Source organism: Bradyrhizobium sp. CAR08 (genome assembly GCF_052871955.1).
On the sequence record NZ_JBIXJX010000004.1, the window covers coordinates 26112 to 42495 of the forward strand.

Annotated in this window: 15 protein-coding genes; 4 read left to right on the forward strand and 11 right to left on the reverse strand. The window is 64.0% G+C overall.

Going from position 1 to position 16384, the window contains the following annotated elements:
- Positions 1–19: 19 nt before the first annotated feature.
- Complete coding sequence (gene clpA / locus ACIPUD_RS09935; protein ID WP_018455181.1) at positions 20–2425, reverse strand: ATP-dependent Clp protease ATP-binding subunit ClpA; 2406 nt, start codon at positions 2423–2425, stop codon at positions 20–22.
- A gap of 294 nt (positions 2426–2719) precedes the next feature.
- On the reverse strand, positions 2720–3052 hold the full coding sequence (gene clpS, locus ACIPUD_RS09940; protein WP_018455182.1) for an ATP-dependent Clp protease adapter ClpS: 333 nt from the start codon (positions 3050–3052) through the stop codon (positions 2720–2722).
- A 348-nt stretch (positions 3053–3400) separates the two neighbouring features.
- Between clpS and ACIPUD_RS09945 the strand changes: the two genes are divergently transcribed.
- Positions 3401–4840, forward strand: a complete 1440-nt coding sequence (locus ACIPUD_RS09945; protein WP_446480481.1) for a vWA domain-containing protein — start codon at positions 3401–3403, stop codon at positions 4838–4840.
- A 75-nt stretch (positions 4841–4915) separates the two neighbouring features.
- Here ACIPUD_RS09945 and ACIPUD_RS09950 read toward each other — a convergent pair whose 3' ends face one another.
- Positions 4916–5254, reverse strand: a complete 339-nt coding sequence (locus tag ACIPUD_RS09950; RefSeq protein ID WP_007603238.1) for a phasin family protein — start codon at positions 5252–5254, stop codon at positions 4916–4918.
- Between the two features lie 386 nt (positions 5255–5640).
- On the opposite strand from ACIPUD_RS09950, the gene ACIPUD_RS09955 reads away from it, so the two are divergent.
- Positions 5641–7485 (forward strand): D-alanyl-D-alanine carboxypeptidase, encoded by a 1845-nt coding sequence (locus tag ACIPUD_RS09955; RefSeq protein ID WP_085360937.1) that lies wholly within the window; start codon positions 5641–5643, stop codon positions 7483–7485.
- A gap of 224 nt (positions 7486–7709) precedes the next feature.
- Here ACIPUD_RS09955 and ACIPUD_RS09960 read toward each other — a convergent pair whose 3' ends face one another.
- The 4 genes from ACIPUD_RS09960 to ACIPUD_RS09975 all read right to left on the reverse strand — a co-directional run bounded on the left by ACIPUD_RS09960 (position 7710) and on the right by ACIPUD_RS09975 (position 11488).
- The gene (locus tag ACIPUD_RS09960) at positions 7710–8435 is read right to left on the reverse strand and encodes a DnaJ domain-containing protein (RefSeq protein ID WP_018455184.1); all 726 of its coding nucleotides are present in this window, start codon (positions 8433–8435) and stop codon (positions 7710–7712) included.
- 53 nt (positions 8436–8488) lie between these two features.
- Positions 8489–9238, reverse strand: a complete 750-nt coding sequence (locus tag ACIPUD_RS09965; RefSeq protein WP_085360935.1) for a hypothetical protein — start codon at positions 9236–9238, stop codon at positions 8489–8491.
- A gap of 121 nt (positions 9239–9359) precedes the next feature.
- Positions 9360–10220 (reverse strand): alpha/beta fold hydrolase, encoded by an 861-nt coding sequence (locus tag ACIPUD_RS09970; protein WP_007603233.1) that lies wholly within the window; start codon positions 10218–10220, stop codon positions 9360–9362.
- Between the two features lie 344 nt (positions 10221–10564).
- The gene (locus ACIPUD_RS09975) at positions 10565–11488 is read right to left on the reverse strand and encodes a division plane positioning ATPase MipZ (RefSeq protein ID WP_018455186.1); all 924 of its coding nucleotides are present in this window, start codon (positions 11486–11488) and stop codon (positions 10565–10567) included.
- A gap of 281 nt (positions 11489–11769) precedes the next feature.
- On the opposite strand from ACIPUD_RS09975, the gene panC reads away from it, so the two are divergent.
- The gene (gene panC / locus ACIPUD_RS09980; RefSeq protein ID WP_446480482.1) at positions 11770–12621 is read left to right on the forward strand and encodes a pantoate--beta-alanine ligase; all 852 of its coding nucleotides are present in this window, start codon (positions 11770–11772) and stop codon (positions 12619–12621) included.
- Here the strand turns inward: panC and ACIPUD_RS09985 are convergent.
- The 4 genes from ACIPUD_RS09985 to ACIPUD_RS10000 all read right to left on the reverse strand — a co-directional run bounded on the left by ACIPUD_RS09985 (position 12618) and on the right by ACIPUD_RS10000 (position 15417).
- The gene (locus ACIPUD_RS09985; RefSeq protein ID WP_018455188.1) at positions 12618–13058 is read right to left on the reverse strand and encodes a DUF1489 family protein; all 441 of its coding nucleotides are present in this window, start codon (positions 13056–13058) and stop codon (positions 12618–12620) included. The genes panC and ACIPUD_RS09985 overlap by 4 nt on opposite strands.
- A gap of 42 nt (positions 13059–13100) precedes the next feature.
- Complete coding sequence (locus ACIPUD_RS09990; protein ID WP_446480483.1) at positions 13101–14066, reverse strand: hypothetical protein; 966 nt, start codon at positions 14064–14066, stop codon at positions 13101–13103.
- A gap of 160 nt (positions 14067–14226) precedes the next feature.
- Positions 14227–14430 (reverse strand): hypothetical protein, encoded by a 204-nt coding sequence (locus ACIPUD_RS09995; protein WP_007611353.1) that lies wholly within the window; start codon positions 14428–14430, stop codon positions 14227–14229.
- Positions 14431–14754: 324 nt separating this feature from the next.
- Positions 14755–15417, reverse strand: coding sequence for a glutathione S-transferase family protein (locus tag ACIPUD_RS10000; RefSeq protein ID WP_085360925.1), 663 nt, complete (start codon positions 15415–15417; stop codon positions 14755–14757).
- Between the two features lie 124 nt (positions 15418–15541).
- Between ACIPUD_RS10000 and ACIPUD_RS10005 the strand changes: the two genes are divergently transcribed.
- Positions 15542–16255, forward strand: a complete 714-nt coding sequence (locus ACIPUD_RS10005; protein ID WP_085351440.1) for a DUF599 domain-containing protein — start codon at positions 15542–15544, stop codon at positions 16253–16255.
- Positions 16256–16384 lie beyond the last annotated feature (129 nt).

A 16384-nucleotide genomic window follows, 5' to 3' on the forward strand; every position in this document is an offset into this window, starting at 1 on the left:
TCAATTCATCGCGCGCAGATCAAGCCTTGACCAGCGGGCTCTTGGTCGGCCCCTTCGAGCCGCCGGGGCCACCGGGCTTGGACTTGCCCGGCGGGCGCTTGCGGGCACCGGGGAGCTTCTCCTGCTTCGGCGTGACCGGACCCTCGACGAACTCGAAGCCGATCTTGTCCTTGGTCTCGTCGGCCTCGTCCTTGACCAGAACGACGCGGACATGGCCGCCACCCTTGAGCTTGCCAAACAGCACCTCGTCGGCCAGCGGCTTCTTGATGTGCTCCTGGATCACGCGAGCCATGGGACGTGCGCCCATCTGCTCGTCGTAACCATGCTTCACCAGCCAGGTCTTGGCGGGGTCGGACAGCTCGATGGTGACGTCGCGATCGCCGAGTTGCGCTTCGAGCTGAAGCACGAACTTCTCGACCACCGTACCGATCACCTCGACGCTGAGATGGCCGAACGACACGACGGCATCGAGACGGTTGCGGAATTCCGGCGCGAACTGCCGGTTGATCGCCTCGTGGTCGTCGCCTTCCCGCTTCGAGCGCGTGAAGCCGAACGCCTGCTTGGCGAGATCGGACGCGCCCGCATTCGTGGTCATGATCAGGATCACGTTGCGGAAGTTGACCTGCTTGCCGTTGTGATCGGTGAGCCGGCCGTGATCCATGATCTGGAGCAGGACGTTGTAGAGATCGGGATGCGCCTTCTCGATCTCGTCCAGCAGCACCACGCAATGCGGATGCTGGTCGACACCGTCGGTGAGCAAGCCGCCCTGATCGAAGCCGACATAGCCGGGAGGCGCGCCGATCAGGCGCGAGACGGTGTGCCGCTCCATGTATTCGGACATGTCGAAGCGCAACAGCTCGACGCCGAGCGACGCCGCGAGTTGTTTCGCGACCTCGGTCTTGCCGACGCCGGTCGGACCCGAGAACAGGTAGCAGCCGATCGGCTTCTCCGGCTCGCGCAGGCCCGCACGCGCCAGCTTGATCGAAGCGGCGAGCGATTCGATCGCCTTGTCCTGACCGAACACCGTGCGCTTCAGGGTCTGCTCGAGATGCTTGAGCACCTCGGCATCGTCCTTCGACACGCTCTTCGGCGGGATCCGCGCCATCGAGGCGATCGTGGTCTCGATCTCCTTGATGCCGATGGTCTTCTTGCGCTTGTTCTCGGCGACCAGCATCTGCGCCGCGCCGGATTCGTCGATCACGTCGATCGCCTTATCCGGCAGCTTGCGGTCGTGGATGTAGCGCGAAGAGAGCTGTACCGCAGCCTCGATCGCCTCATTGGTGTATTTCAGCCGGTGGTAGTCTTCGAAGTACGGCTTGAGGCCCTTGAGGATTGCAATCGCGTCCTCGACTGTCGGCTCGTTGACGTCGATCTTCTGGAAGCGCCGCACCAGCGCGCGGTCCTTCTCGAAGTGCTGGCGGTATTCCTTGTAGGTGGTCGAGCCCATGCAGCGAATGGTGCCGGAAGCGAGCGCGGGCTTGAGCAGGTTCGAGGCATCCATCGCCCCGCCCGACGTCGCGCCAGCACCGATCACGGTGTGGATCTCGTCGATGAACAGGATGGCGTTGGGATGCGCCTCGAGCTCCTTCAGCACCTGCTTCAGGCGTTCCTCGAAGTCGCCGCGATAGCGCGTACCGGCGAGCAGCGTGCCCATGTCGAGCGAGAACACGGTCGCAGCCGCCAGCACCTCCGGCACCTCGCTGTCGACGATGCGCTTGGCCAGGCCCTCCGCGATCGCGGTCTTGCCGACGCCGGCCTCGCCCACGAACAGCGGATTGTTCTTCTGCCGGCGACACAGCACCTGGATCGCGCGGTTGATCTCGGAATTGCGTCCGATCACCGGATCGATCTTGCCGTCGCGCGCCTTCTTGTTGAGGTTGACGCAATAGGTCTCGAGCGCCTCGCCCTTCTTCTTGGCGTCCTCGCTGCCCTTGGTCTCGGTCTCCTCGTCGACACCGCGCACCGGCCGCGCCTCGGAGACGCCCGGCCGCTTGGCAATACCGTGGCTGATATAATTGACGGCGTCGTAGCGCGTCATGTCCTGCTCCTGCAGGAAATACGCGGCATGACTCTCGCGCTCGGCAAAGATCGCGATCAGCACGTTGGCGCCGGTCACCTCTTCGCGACCGGACGACTGCACGTGGATCACCGCGCGCTGGATCACGCGCTGGAAGCCTGCAGTCGGCTTGGCGTCATCGGCGCCGTCCGTCACCAGGTTCTCGAATTCGGTCTCAAGATAATTGACGAGGCTCGTACGGAGCTTGTCGAGGTCGACGCTACAGGCGCGCATGACGGCGGCTGCATCGGAGTCGTCGATCAGGGAGAGCAAAAGATGCTCGAGCGTCGCGTATTGGTGATGACGCTCGTTTGCGATCGCCAGTGCACGATGCAGGGATTGTTCAAGGCTTTGGGAAAAAGTCGGCATTCGCGTCCTCTATGGCCCCCACCATCATGATCGCCATCGCCCGGTCAGGCAACAACAACCTTTGTCACATATAGTTATACAAGATCGCGGCGAAAGACCGGTTCCGCGACTCAGGCGGCTGCACAGCTGCGGTATTTTCGATGCAAAACCCGTTCCGGTTTGGGCACGATCAGCACCGGTCCGAAATTCCGTGGTTTTGCCGTCTGCAACGAACATCGCCCGCAGACATCACGCGGCAATCACACTGCGACATGCACAAGAACCGGCTTCGAACGTGCCGTAACGTGTCGTGTCTTACTTCTTTTCCATCACGCATTGCAGCGGATGCTGGTGCTTGCGAGCGAAATCCATCACCTGCGTCACCTTGGTCTCGGCAATCTCGTAGGTGAACACGCCGCACTCCCCGATCCCGTGATGATGAACGTGCAGCATGATCTTGGTTGCGGCCTCGGCGTCCTTCTGGAAGAATTTCTCCAGCACATGAACGACGAATTCCATCGGCGTGTAGTCGTCGTTCAGGATCAGCACACGGTACAGGTTCGGCCGTTTGGTCTTCGGCTTGACCTTGGTGATGACGGACGTGTTTGGCGCAGAAGGACCGCCGGAACGGTTCTCGTCGTTGCTCATCAGGGCAGCGTGGGCGGCGGCGGCCGCGGACGGATCTGGTCTGGAAGACAGTTGCGGCATGGCTCAGGCGTTCAAATTCCCCACGGAAGCGTATGACGGTTCGCCGCGCAGCCCCGGCCTTCGGAGCTTCGCACAGGCGCACCGCCTTGTTGGATCGCCGCTTCCAGCCGGTCCGGTCCAAGCCGGATCGGCCTCACCGAATATGGGCCTGCCCCCGGCTCGCCGCAAGCGTGCGGCAGCTCGGCCGATGCGGCCATGGCGCTCCCGATTCCCGGTCCGGGCGATCCTCACCAAGGTTAATCAATTCGGACTGATTTGACAAAAGCTTCCGCCCCGCCGGTTTAGAAGATGTTGACCAGGAACCCGGCCAGCAACGCGGCTGCGGCGGTTTCGCGCGGGCTATCTCCGGTTTTCTACGGACCAATTTACCCTGCGTTCAATGGCGTGGCGCGAAAACGGGCAAAGTCACAGATTCCGGGGATCGTCACGTCTGGCCTGACCCTCGTCAGCCGTATTGTTGGTCGATACGTCGCCCGGTTTGCAGCGGCCGAACAAGGCAATATCGCCGTGATCTTCGCCATCGCGCTGCTCCCGGTTTTGGGCTTCGTCGGAGCCGCGGTCGATTACAGCCGCGCGGCCCAGGCTCGTTCCGCAATGCAGGCGGCCCTCGATTCCACTGCGCTGATGGTTTCCAAGGATCTGTCGTCCGGCACCATCACGACGTCGCAGATCAGCACCAAGGCGCAGGCTTATTTCAACGCCCTGTTCACCGCCACCAACGCCCTGCCGTCGGTCAGCATCGCGGCCACTTACACCGCAAGCACCAGCATGGGCTCGACCATCGAGGTCACCGGCACCGGCACCTACACGACGGCCTTCATGAAGGTCGCAGGCTTCCCGACGCTCGACGTCGGCGCCAATTCCACCAGCGCCTGGGGTCTGGTGCGAATGCGCGTGGCCTTGGTGCTCGACAACACGGGCTCGATGGCTGACGACGGCAAGATGGCGGCGATGCAGACCGCCGCGAAGAGCCTGGTCGACCAGCTCAGCCCACTCGCCAAGACCAATGGCGACGTCTACATCTCGATTGTTCCGTTTGCCAAGGACGTCAACGTCGGCGCCAGCAACTACAACAAGTACTGGGTCGATTTCAGCGATTGGGACGCGGCCCGCGGCACCAGGTCCGCCAACCACAACACATGGACAGGGTGCGTGGTCGACCGCGACCAGGACTACGACACCAAGAACACGACGCCCACGAGCGGCAACGCGGGAACGCAGTTCCCGGCCGAACAGTACTCCTACTGCGACACCGGCAGTTCGTCCTATCTGCAGCCAATCATGCCGCTGAGCTACGACTGGAACTCACTCAAGAGCCGTATCGACGCCATGAAGCCCACCGGCAACACCAACCAGGGCATTGGCCTCGCCTGGGGCTGGATGACGCTGTCGACCGGCGATCCCATGAACGCTCCGGCCAAGGGCACCAACTACACCTACAAGGATGCGATCGTGCTGCTCTCCGACGGTCTCAACACGCAGAACCGCTGGTACAGCAACGCCTGGCAAATCGACGCGCGGCAGAAGAAGCTGTGCGACAACGCCAAGGCGGCGAACATCACGATCTATACGGTGCAGGTGAACACCGGCAGCGACCCGACCTCCAGCGTGCTGCAATATTGCGCGAGCGGCAGCGACAAATTCTATCTGGTGACGAAGGCGGATCAGACCGTCTCGGTGTTCAAGGACATCGGCACGTCGCTGTCGAAGCTGCGCGTGGCGCGCTGAGATCGACACGCCGCGACAAACAAAAAAAGCCCGGCTACTGCAGCCGGGCTTTTGATTCCAGGACGTCAGGAAACGTTAGCTGGCGGCCGGGGTGAACTTCGACACGATGGTCTCGACCGGCTTGAACGCCTGCTTGGCGAGGTCGCTGTAGAGGCCGGCGATCTTCTGCGATTCCGCGACGAAGGACTCGTAGGCGGAACGGGCGAATTCGGTCTGCGCTTCGACGGCCTTGTCCAGCGACTTCACGCCGGAAAGCTTCTCGACGAAGGACTTGGTGTCTTCGAACGACTTCTTGGTGTAGTCGCCATAAGCGCTGGCGATCGCCTGAAGGCCGTGCTGCATCGAGGTCGCGGAGGCGACGTACTGCTCGAAGTGCTCTTTCCCGTAGCCTTGAAAGTCTTCAACCTTGAACATTCGGAATCCTTTTCCCTAGCCTTGTCGGAAGCCCCGGCTCCCTGACTCTGCTCACAATTAGTGCAACGCACAAAAAAGTCAAGAATTTTGTGCGTCGCACAAAATTGCAGGCAAATTTGCCAAGACTCCCGGGGTTTCCCGCAATGGTTCCTTAAGCTTTTGGAAACCGCTGCCCCCTACCTTGATTCCTTGGACGTGTTCAGCTTCCACAAGCGGCCGAAAGCCGTTGGAGAACATCACCTTAGCCAGAACAGCGGCTCAGGCCCAACGTCCCCCCGCGGCGAACATCTGCGGAGGACAGCCTGAGCAGGTAATGATCCCGGGTCCCTTGGGCACAATTTCGCCTCACGAGCCGGTGATCAAGTCAGAAACGGGGACGGGGTTTCATGCTTCGTAAAAACTTGTCTTCCTCGCGCTTGGCGCGGGTTGGCGTTTTTGGGCTTCTTGCGGTCACCAGTGCAGTCATCTTCACCACCGATGCTGCCGAGGCGCGGCGCCACCGCCGTCACTACGCGCAACACCGCGTGCAGCGCGATGTGTCCGAGAGTTCCAGCCCGAAATTCGCGTCGATCATCGTCGACGGCAACTCCGGCTCCGTGCTTCAGGCCACGAGTCCCGACGGGATCCGCCATCCGGCCTCGCTGACCAAGATCATGACGCTCTATCTGCTGTTCGAGCGCCTCGAGTCCGGGAAGATGAAGCTCGACACCGAGATGCCGGTGTCGCAGCACGCCGCCGATCAGGATCCCACCAAGCTGAACCTGCGTGCCGGCCAGACCATCCGCGTCGAGGACGCGATCAAAGGTCTCGTCACCCGCTCCGCCAACGACGCAGCCGTTGTGATCGCGGAAGCAATTGGCGGCGACGAGGACGACTTCGCCCAGATGATGACGCGCAAGGCGCGATCGCTCGGCATGTCCAGGACGGTTTACCGCAACGCCAACGGTCTTCCCAACGACGAGCAGGTCACGACCGCGCGCGACCAGGCCACGCTCGGCCGCGCCATCCAAGAGCGCTTCCCGCGCTACTATCGCTATTTCGCGACCTCGACGTTCAACTGGCGCGGACAGTCGATCCGGAACCACAATCATCTGCTCGGGAATGTCGAGGGCGTGGACGGCATCAAGACCGGCTATACTCGCGCCTCCGGCTTCAATCTCGTGACCTCGATGCGCCGTGGCAACCGCCACCTGATCGGCGTGGTGCTGGGCGGCCGTAGCGGCGGCTCGCGCGACGCCATCATGCGTAACCTGCTCGCGGAGAACCTCGATAAGGCCGCGACCACCCACACCGTCGCCGCGGTCACCGAACGCAACGGCTCCGACGCCGCTGCCGAAGTCGCCGATACATCGGACACCCCGGCCCGTTCCGCTCCGCAGGTCCAGGCGTCGGCTGCCCCTGCTCCCGAAGCAGCCCCGTCGCGTCTCGCCGCGCGCCTCTCGACGCTTGCGGCTGCGACTGCCGCGGTGCCGCCGGCTCAGCCCAGATCTGAAGCCAATAGGCCTGAAGTTCGGCCGATAGAATCCAAGATCGAGCCTGCGCCGCTCACCAATGGCGTGATCTCGAGCCAGCCGCTCTCGATCATCCCCGGTTCGTCCGAACCGATGAAGCCGGTCCGGGTCAAGACCGTCCAGGTCAAGGCCGGCGCGGTGAAGGTCGCCTCCGCCGCCCCGACTCAGATCGCACCGCAGGTCACGAGCACGATCGCATCCCGCTCCGAAGTCGCCGAAACCTCCGGTGCCGTCGTCGCCCGCGCAGACCTCATCAACAAGCCCGAGGTCGCCAGCCAACCGGAAGCTCCGAGGGCCGAGATCACCCGTGCCGAGCTGCCGCGGCAGCCGGCGGGCTTCGGCACCGGCAACGGCATCCTCGGCGTCTTGCCGGCCGCCGCCGCACCCGCCCCGGCTGCTGCGAAGCTCGCATCAGCCGACCCGGCGCTGCAGCCGATCCAGATGAGCGCCACCACGAAGCCGGTCGCTACCCACAGCGGCTGGATCGTTCAGGTCGGCGCGCTCGAGAGCGAGAACGAAGCCCAGCAGCGTATCGACGCGGCGCGCAGCTCGGCTCGCGGCCTGCTCAGCAAGGCCGACCCATTCACCGAGCCGGTCGTCGCGAAAGATAATCGCAAGCTCTACCGCGCCCGCTTCGCCGGGCTCGACCGCGACCAGGCCGAAGCCGTCTGCCGCACCCTGAAGCGCGCCGATATCTCCTGCATGACCGTCCGCAACTGAACTTTCGCACCGCTCCAATGAAAATGCCCGCGCCTTGCGCGGGCATTTTCATTTTCGGGATGCGGTGACCGACGAGGCTGTTCCACGACAACCTCTCGTCAAGGATTTACGGTTAAAACTTTACGCAAGGGATCGACCACGCCGACAATGGCGGGCATCGGGGCGACGGCAAACAGAGCAAGCAGAGCTCACACGGGACGAGCGTTTGTAGCGTGGTGCCGGAGTTAGCCGTTATGCGTGCGAAGCAGAGTATCCTTGGCCTCGTTTACACGGGCAGCGAGATACGTCGAGCCCCCCTGGTCGGGATGCAGTTTCTTCATCAGGGACTTGTGAGCCCGGCTGATGTCGTCACGCCCCGCCCCCGGCTGCAGGCCAAGGATCTGATAGGCCTCCTCCGTCGTCATTTTACCGCTCGCCACCGTGCGGCGCTGCCCCCCTGCCGCGTCGCCCTGCGCGTTCTGACGCCAAGCGGGAAACCGGCGGTCCAGATAGCTTTCAAGTAGGGCCACGCTCTCGGCGTCGAACGCCGGGACCATTGCCAGCAGGGCCGCGAGATCAAACTCATCGAGATCGCGCCCGGCGTGAGGCCCGGCGACGATCTGGCCTCCGAGCTGGCCGGAATCGTGATCGAGCCGCATATCCAGGAATTGCGAGCGCACGCGCGAGGCCTGACCGGCCGGGCGCGTCGCGCCCCCGCCGAACAGCCCGCCGATATTGCCGAAGCCGGCGTTTGCCATCGGTGTCCAGCCCAAGAGCCCGGCGCCGAATATCCCGAGCGGGATCGCCACCACCAGTTCGCCCTTCAAGCCCGTGAACGCTGCGACAGCCAGCGCCACCACGCCGCCACCGAACCTGATCGCGCGTGCCAGCACGGCCGGATTGGCCGAACGGAACATCTGGAGCAGCAAATAAAGGGTGATAATTGCGATAGCGCCGGCGATCAGGGTCATGGCCGGAATATAGTCGGCCTACCGCCAAAAAGCATCGTGTCCTTGCGCCAGCGCTACTTCATCTGGCCGATCAGCCTGGCCGCGCCACTGGCGCTCTTCGCCAATTGCAACAGCGCCTCGCGTCCGCCGGCCGCGTAGGCGGCGGCTGCGCGCAACAGCTCGCGCAACTGCGCCGCCGCGCCCGGATCGAACCGGCACCAAGCGCCGCCGGTCAGGCGCGCGATCTCGCGAAAGGCCTTCTCGGCCACCGCGTCATGGCCTTCCTGAAAGATGAACACAGGCACTTTGAGCATGCCGAGCTCGCCTGCCTTGGCGCAGAGCTGGTCGACGTTCTCCTCCATGGCGTCGCCGACGAAGACGACGGCGCGCACGCCGGATGCGACGGCCTCGCGCCGGGCCTCGCTCAGCACCTTGCCGATCTGGGTGTCGCCGCCACGGCAATCGATCTTGCTCATCAGCGCCGCCAGCCTGGCGCTGTCGGAGATCCATCCCGTGGCGCGGCACTCGTCGAAGCCGCGATAGTAGACGAGCCGGATGTCGAGACTGCCGAGCGCGGCGGTCTCACGGAACATGTCGGCCTGAAGCGCGCAAGCCATGTCCCAAGTCGGCTGCCGGCTCATCGTCGCATCCAGCGCGAAGATCAGCCGCCCTTTTGCACCGGGCGCATGCGGTGACAGCGCGCGCGCGTTGGCAACGAAGGCGGCGATGTCCTCCGAGGTCGAGGTCCCCGCCTGCGGCACAGCGTCGCCTGGTTGCGCCGAGACGGCATCGCGGCCGCGCGGTTTGATGGGTTCGCCGGACATTTCCTTGACCCTTGCGTGAGCGGCTAATGTGGTCAGCGGATGTAGCCCGGTCAATGTGCAAAGCCCCCGCAGGCGGCAGCCGGCGGAGGCTTTGAAATCGGTATCGACGACGAGGAAGGCGTCAGCTCTTGGCGGGCGCCATCAAAGCGACCGGCCCGGGCTCGAGAATCTTGGGCGGGGACGATTGCGTGTCGACCGGAGCCACTTCGCTGTCGGTCGCGCTCAGGAACTTGTCGAGCATGCCCTGGATCGAGTTCTTGGCAGCATCCGGACCGGTGTCGCGCATGTCGTTGTGCTGGAATTCGGTCTTCACGACCTGGATGCCGGCCTTCTCGCATTCTTCGTCGGTCGGGATCACACCCGCATCGGCCTTGAACTGCGGATCGGTGGAGCGGAACGACAGGATCTTGAACTTCCCGGCGGTGACGAAGGGCACGCGAAGATTGTCGAGTGTGACGACCTTCTTGACCTCATCCGGATACTGCTTGGCGAAATACATCGTGATGTCGCCGCCCATGGAGTGGCCGACCATCGTCACCTTTTCGTAGTCGGCGTTGGGCTGAACCTTCTTCATCTCCTGCATGGCGAGATGGATGTTGGCGACGCCGCGCAGGATCTGCGGCAGCCGGCCGACATAGATCTCGCCGGGCTTGGTCACCATCGGTGGATCGGTCGGCAAATCATGCTGCGGGCTGACGACGAGGTAGCCGCGCGCGGCGAAAATGTTGGCGAGGAAGCCGTACTCGGTGTTCTTGACGGTGTTGCCGTGGTTGATCACGGCGACCGGCATCGTGATCATGCCGGCATTGGCCTGCATTTCCTTGTCACGACGGATCGCGATATCGACGGGCACCGCACGGTTGTCGCGCGAGGCATCGTAGAAGGTGATGGTCTCGTGCCTGATTGCCCACTTGCTCGCCGTGAAATAGGCGACGCCACAGAGGGCACTGACCGAAACCAGAACGGCAATTCCACGCTTCATTTTCGTCCTCAGCCTCAGGCTCTTGCGGCCTGAATCCCTGTTGAAAATCGTGTTCTTCCGGAGCTCTTCGGCCCCTGGTCGCCTATTCCCTAATATATGTCACAGCCGCGTGACAGGAAGGCCAAATATTGTGAACCGGCAGCCCTTTCATTGTGCGGCGCACACGTTTCTTGGGCATCTCGCTCTCACACGCTACGTCAGGGTGCACGTCACCATCCGACGCAACCTGTCTCGATCGGGTTCCGTTTTGCAGTAAACACGGGGTGAAAACGGTTGAGCGCGGGCTCGGTTCCCCGGGGGAGACCGGCCTCTTGATCGACTGGAAGTAGCGATGTACCGCCGCCTCAAGCGCCGAGGATGTCGTGGACCTCGAGCGGCTTGTCGACCTGGTTGAACCACTCGGCGCGATTGGCCGCGCGGCGACGTCCGCGCTCGTCGAGCGGAAGCTTGAGCTGGCGGAGCAGGCTCGTCACCTCCTCCCGTGCGGTGAGATGGCCGAGATTTGGCCGCATGCCGAGCGTGGCCTCGTCGATCTCGTCCAGCGCGGTCAGACCGCGCGGGAAGAACTCGCGATAGACGACCCGTTCGGCGAAGCCGTCGACGTAGCGGAAGCCGAGCCGCAGCGACAAATCCTTCAACCCATCGGCAACGAGCTGCTTGTTGCGGGAGCCGAGCATCGACAGGCGGTTGCGCACCACGATCCAGTCGGTGGTCGCACCGTCGAGCTGGCGGCGCTTGCGCCTGACATCCCGCACCATCTCGGCGTAGTGGCTCTCGCCTGTCACCGCGTAATTGGCGGGATCGACAGTGCCGAGCACATCGAAATCGAGGAAGCTGTCATTGATCGGGGTCACCAGCGTGTCGGCCATCGAGTGCGCAAGCCGCATCAGGTAGCTGTCGGTGCCGGGCGTATCGATGACGATGAAGTCGAAGCTGCTCTCGACCGCCGAGACCGCCTCCATGAACTGAAGGAACTCCGAATTCTCGTTCTCGGCAACCTGCATCGTTTCGCCAAGCTTGATGCAGCGATGCAACGGCAGTTCGAGGTCGAGCTTGGTTCGGCGCGCCCAGGCGGAACGGTTGTTGATGTAGTGAGTAAAGCTCTGCTGACGGCAGTCGAGGTCGATGGTGGCGACGCGCTGGCCGGCTTTGAGAAGCGCGACTGCGATGTGCAGGGCGGTGGTCGACTTGCCGGAGCCGCCTTTCTCGTTGCCGAGCACGACCACATGCGCCGAGCCGGACTGACCTTGGCTAGCTTGCACAAGCATCGCGATCCTCAACACCCCTAACGAATATCTTCGAGTTGGCCGCGTCTGCGGTCAAGTGAAATGCGTGACAGGCAAGACAAATCGCGGCGCGCTGACCTTCATCATGAATCGCGGCGCCGCTTCGCGTCTGTGATCCAGCCCACAATGCCGCGACGCTTGCGCGGCTTTGCGCGGGATGCTGTGCCGCATCCGGATGCATGGCGTCCATCGTCGCCGCTTGTTAAGGTTAGCCTGCCGGGCGCCGGAACGCGCCCGTCGATTCCCAATCCCGTCGAGTTCTGATGTCACGCAGCCCCTTGATCGCCCGCACGGTCCCCACCTTGCGACGCGCCGTCGACAATCTTCGCAAGCGAAAGGCGACGGTCGCGCTGGTCCCGACCATGGGAGCGCTCCATGACGGCCATGTGTCGCTGGTACGCCTCGCCAGGCGGCGCGCGAGCCGCGTCGTGGTGTCGATCTTCGTCAACCCGACCCAGTTCGCGCCGACCGAGGATTTTGGCGCCTATCCGCGAACCTGGAAGGCCGATCTCGCCAAGCTAGCCGCCGAGGACGTCGATATCGTCTGGCATCCCGGCGCCGAGGCCATGTACCCGGAGGGCTTTGCCACCCGCATCGTGCCGGAGGGACCGGCGCTGGCTGGCCTCGAAGACCGCTTCCGCCCGCATTTCTTCGCCGGCGTCGCCACTGTCGTCGGCAAGCTGTTCACCCAGTGCCGGCCGGATGTCGCGATCTTCGGCGAGAAGGATTTTCAGCAGTTGCGGGTGGTGGCGCAGATGGCCCGCGACCTCGAGCTCGGCGTCAAGGTGATCGGCTCCCGCACCGTGCGCGAGCGCGATGGGCTCGCGATGTCCTCGCGCAACGTCTATTTGTCGCCACAGGAGCGGCAGACCGCAACCACGCTATACCGCGCCATGAAGGAGAGCGCCGGGCGCATTCGCGCCGGCGAAGCGGTCGCGCCCGCAATGGCGCGCGGTGCCGCGATGATCACGGCGGCCGGCTTTGAGCTCGACTATTTCGAAGTGCGCCATGCAGCGACCCTGGCACAGGTCAGCTCGCGCAACGACGGACCGTTGCGCATCCTGGTCGCGGCCAAGCTCGGCACCACCCGGCTGATCGACAATATCGCGGTTTAGAGCAGCCCGAGATCGCGCAGCTCGCGCCGCATCGGCTCCGGCATCGCCGCGATCGAGCCGGCGGCGGACCTGCCGAGATCGGGCGGCACCGAATCGTCGGCAAGATAGCGCCAGCCCTGGAACGGGCGCATCGGCCGCGGCGACACCGGGATCACCTTCGGCTGCATAACGATCCGGCAGCGCCCGATGCCGTCCTTGTCGCGGAACGGCTCGATGCCGATGATCTTTTCGCGCGCGGCGACCTCGCCCTTGATCACCCAATAGAGCGACCCGCCCGACAGGATCTCGGCGTCGCGCTTGGGCACCATGCGGGTGATGTGGATGTGATGTTGCGGCAGACCCTTCTTCTTGGCGGTCTGCATCCGTTCGGCGGTCCACTCCTTCAATTCCTTGACGGATTCGCAGCCGACGGCGAGCTTGATCAGATGTAGTGGCATGCCCCAGCATTAGCCGGACAGCCACGCATTTGGAATGCCGATCTACTCGTTATCCGCAGCCGGGGCAGCCGCGGCCGGCGGCGTGAGCGGAACCGGTGCTGCCGCCGGCGCCCGCGCAGCCTTCGGCGCAGGCGGCTTCTTCGCGGCGGGAGCTGCGGCCTGCGCCGAGGCCGCTGCGGGGGCGCGCGGAGCCGCCGCGTTTGCGGTGGGCGCCGCCTGACGCGTCGGCGGCTCGGGATTCATGATGCTGACCGGCGGCGTCGACGAGGCACTCGGGAACTCCGCATTGGTCGGCTTGCCCGTCGGCATCGACGGCGGCAGCCCCGCAAGTGCGGCAGTGGCCGGCAACGATTGCGCTGCTGCAGGCGCATTCCAGGTCGGGGCGTAGCGCGCGACCAGCGTGTCGTAGAGATGGGAATCCATGTTGGCGGCGACCCGCTGCTGGTCGGTCAGCGAGCGGAAGGCCGCGCAGTCAAACTGCGTGCAGCCATCGCGCGCGACCAGCACATGCGCGACCAGGCCGTAGCGATCACGCTCCAGCGACTTGCGCAGCACCTTGATGTCGGGCGTCAGGCTCTTCTCGGCGGTCGCGGCATCGCCGAGCGCCGTCAGCCGGTCGATCCTGGCCGCGGTCGTGGAGACGGCCGCAGCCGCCGCGTCAGGCGCGCCGAACAGCGCCTTCTCGCAGCCCATGGCCACGGCATCGCCCGCGAGATCGTCGAGACAGGACAGCGCCGGCAGGCTCGCGGTCATCGCGGCCTGTGCGCGCGCCTCGGTCGGCGTGGTCTGCCCCGCCGGTCCATCGACGCGCACAACAGCAGCCAGCGGGATGGCAATGGCGAGCAGCGCAATGACGGTCAGCGCGCCGTTGGCCAGCGATCGTTCGGCGCGCAGCAGCGTGACCAGGAGAATCAGTCCGAAGAAGCCGGCAGCCGCCAGCATCATCCACATTGGAAGGGCCGGCGAGCTCCAGATTTGGTCAAACGACGAGGCCCATGCCCAGTTCATGCGCGACGTCCCCTCACGCGAGCAGAGAGCGAATGGTCAAAGCGAGTACCGAGAGTCGGCAACTGCCCCCGGCCCACCTTTTGAAGGTGAAGCGGGCCTTTTGACGGCGGCAGAATACAAATTCCCGGGGGACGCGCTCATGCGCGGATAGCGTCGGCCTTCAGGACAGCGCGAGCTGGCTTTCCTTGGCGACGCGTTCGAAGGCTTCGGTCGAGCTCTTGATCCGGTACTGACAGTCGTCACCATCGGTCGGCAGGAGGCGGATGACCTCATACGAGCCGCTGGCAGCGGGGCGTGCGACATTGCTGGCGGTGAACAATACGCGCGCGCCAATAGGGAATTTGTGCTTCAACACCCTCTCCATCACTCAAACAACGCCTGCCACGCCCGTGGTCCCACTGCGTCGGCCGGCCGGAAACCCGGCCGCTGTATAGCATGCGACGAGCGTTTTTGGCCAGCAGTATGCGACATGGCAAACGTGCGAATTTTGCAGTTATTTCAGAGTGATGCCGTCAGCCGATGATACCGCCGGAACCGGTTCTTCCGGGGGTATGGGGCAAACGGTCGTCGGGGCTGGCGTGATCCACCACCTTGGGAGGTTCCTGGGCCGTGAGGTCCCTCTGCCGACGACTCTGGCGATTGAGCGCCGCCGGCTTGCTCGGCGTCGAGCGAGGCCGATCACCGCGGATTACACGTTCTCGAACTTTTCGATGACCAGCGTTTCGGCGAGCGCGTCCCGGGTCCATTCCTGGAACGCCGGCAGCGCCAGCATCGTGTCCATGTAGGCCTTGGTCTCCGGCGTGACTTGGATCGCGTAGGTGCGGAAGCGGTGCACGACCGGGGCATACATCGCATCCGCTGCGCCGAAGCGCCCGAACAGGAACGGTCCATTGGCGCCATACCGGGCCCGGCATTCGCGCCAGATCTCCTGCACGCGCGCGATATTGGCCTCGGCGTCCGCCGACAGCGTCACGGGGCGCACCGGACGGTGCAGGTTCATGCCGCATTCGTTGCGAAGGGCCATGAAGCCGGAATGCATCTCGGCGCACACCGAACGGGCATGGGCGCGCGCGGCGGCCTCGTCCGGCCACAGCTTCACTTCCGGATAGCGCTCGGCGATGTATTCGATGATGCTGAGCGAATCCCACACCGTGATGTCGCCATCGACCAGCACCGGCACCTTGCCGGCGCGGCTGAACGAGATGATCTGCTCCTTATCCGCGGGATTGTCGGTGTACAGCGGGATGAGGGTCTCCACGAACGGAATGTCGTTGGCGCGGAGCGCGAGCCAGGGCCGCATCGACCATGACGAGTAATTCTTGTTGCCGATTGCGAGTTTCAGCGCAGCCATGTCATCAGTCCTTCTCGATACGCCTTGAAGAGAGCCGCTTTTAACGCCATCGCCTGCCGCCAATCAATCGTTGCTGCACCTCGCCATGCGTGGCAAGCGTTGCGATCCTCTCCAGGAGACTGACATGAGCAGGCATTGGGTCGACATCACAGCCGTCGGCTTCTTCATCATCGAATGGCTGGTCTACGCCCTGACGCTGGAGCATTCGGCCTATGGCCGCGACAGCCTGTCGGCGCGCATGAACCGCTACCGCGAGGTGTGGGTGCGCCGGCTGCTCGACCGCGACGCGCGCATGGTCGACATGCAGATCATGGCCTCGTTGCAGAACGGCACCGCCTTCTTCGCCTCCACCAGCCTGATCGCGCTCGGCGGCGCGCTGGCGCTGCTGCACGCGACCAACGACGCGATCACGATCTTGAGCAAGCTGCCGATCGATCTCAGTACCTCGCCGGCGATGTGGGAGCTGAAATGCGTCGGCCTCGTCCTGATCTGCGTCTATGCCTTCTTCAAATTCGCCTGGTCGTACCGCCTGTTCAACTATGTCGCGATCCTGTTCGGCGGCATGCCGGCAGCCTCGCAGCGTGACACGCCGGAGGCCGAAGCTCATGTGATCCGCACCTCGCGCCTGTTCGAATCCGCCGGCCGCCATTTCAACCGCGGCCAGCGCGCCTTCTTCTTCGCACTCGGCTATCTCGGCTGGTTCGTCAGCCCCTGGGTGTTGTTCGTGACCACGGCAACCGTGGTGATCGTGACTTGGCGGCGGCAATTCGCCTCGAGCGCGTGGGAAGCGATGGCGCCGGAGGTGGTGAATGGCGAGGAGACGCGGCGCGGTCCCTGACGCGCTCGTGTTGCGGCTCTGCAGTGCACCGCTGAGTAGCGGTGCGTCCACAAGAGCGAATGTGGCGCACCCTCTCTCCACATCGTCATTGCGAGCGCAGCGAAGCAATCCAGAATCCCTCCGCGGCGG

Excerpts from the sequence above, each read along its gene's own strand:
- clpA (WP_018455181.1), bottom strand. The coding sequence starts at position 2,425 with ATGCCGACTTTTTCCCAAAGCCTTGAACAATCCCTGCATCGTGCACTG.
- clpS (WP_018455182.1), bottom strand. The coding sequence starts at position 3,052 with ATGAGCAACGACGAGAACCGTTCCGGCGGTCCTTCTGCGCCAAACACG.
- ACIPUD_RS09945 (WP_446480481.1), top strand. The coding sequence starts at position 3,401 with ATGTTGACCAGGAACCCGGCCAGCAACGCGGCTGCGGCGGTTTCGCGC.
- ACIPUD_RS09950 (WP_007603238.1), bottom strand. The coding sequence starts at position 5,254 with ATGTTCAAGGTTGAAGACTTTCAAGGCTACGGGAAAGAGCACTTCGAG.
- ACIPUD_RS09955 (WP_085360937.1), top strand. The coding sequence starts at position 5,641 with ATGCTTCGTAAAAACTTGTCTTCCTCGCGCTTGGCGCGGGTTGGCGTT.
- ACIPUD_RS09960 (WP_018455184.1), bottom strand. The coding sequence starts at position 8,435 with ATGACCCTGATCGCCGGCGCTATCGCAATTATCACCCTTTATTTGCTG.
- ACIPUD_RS09965 (WP_085360935.1), bottom strand. The coding sequence starts at position 9,238 with ATGTCCGGCGAACCCATCAAACCGCGCGGCCGCGATGCCGTCTCGGCG.
- ACIPUD_RS09970 (WP_007603233.1), bottom strand. The coding sequence starts at position 10,220 with ATGAAGCGTGGAATTGCCGTTCTGGTTTCGGTCAGTGCCCTCTGTGGC.
- ACIPUD_RS09975 (WP_018455186.1), bottom strand. The coding sequence starts at position 11,488 with ATGCTTGTGCAAGCTAGCCAAGGTCAGTCCGGCTCGGCGCATGTGGTC.
- panC (WP_446480482.1), top strand. The coding sequence starts at position 11,770 with ATGTCACGCAGCCCCTTGATCGCCCGCACGGTCCCCACCTTGCGACGC.
- ACIPUD_RS09985 (WP_018455188.1), bottom strand. The coding sequence starts at position 13,058 with ATGCCACTACATCTGATCAAGCTCGCCGTCGGCTGCGAATCCGTCAAG.
- ACIPUD_RS09990 (WP_446480483.1), bottom strand. The coding sequence starts at position 14,066 with ATGAACTGGGCATGGGCCTCGTCGTTTGACCAAATCTGGAGCTCGCCG.
- ACIPUD_RS09995 (WP_007611353.1), bottom strand. The coding sequence starts at position 14,430 with ATGGAGAGGGTGTTGAAGCACAAATTCCCTATTGGCGCGCGCGTATTG.
- ACIPUD_RS10000 (WP_085360925.1), bottom strand. The coding sequence starts at position 15,417 with ATGGCTGCGCTGAAACTCGCAATCGGCAACAAGAATTACTCGTCATGG.
- ACIPUD_RS10005 (WP_085351440.1), top strand. The coding sequence starts at position 15,542 with ATGAGCAGGCATTGGGTCGACATCACAGCCGTCGGCTTCTTCATCATC.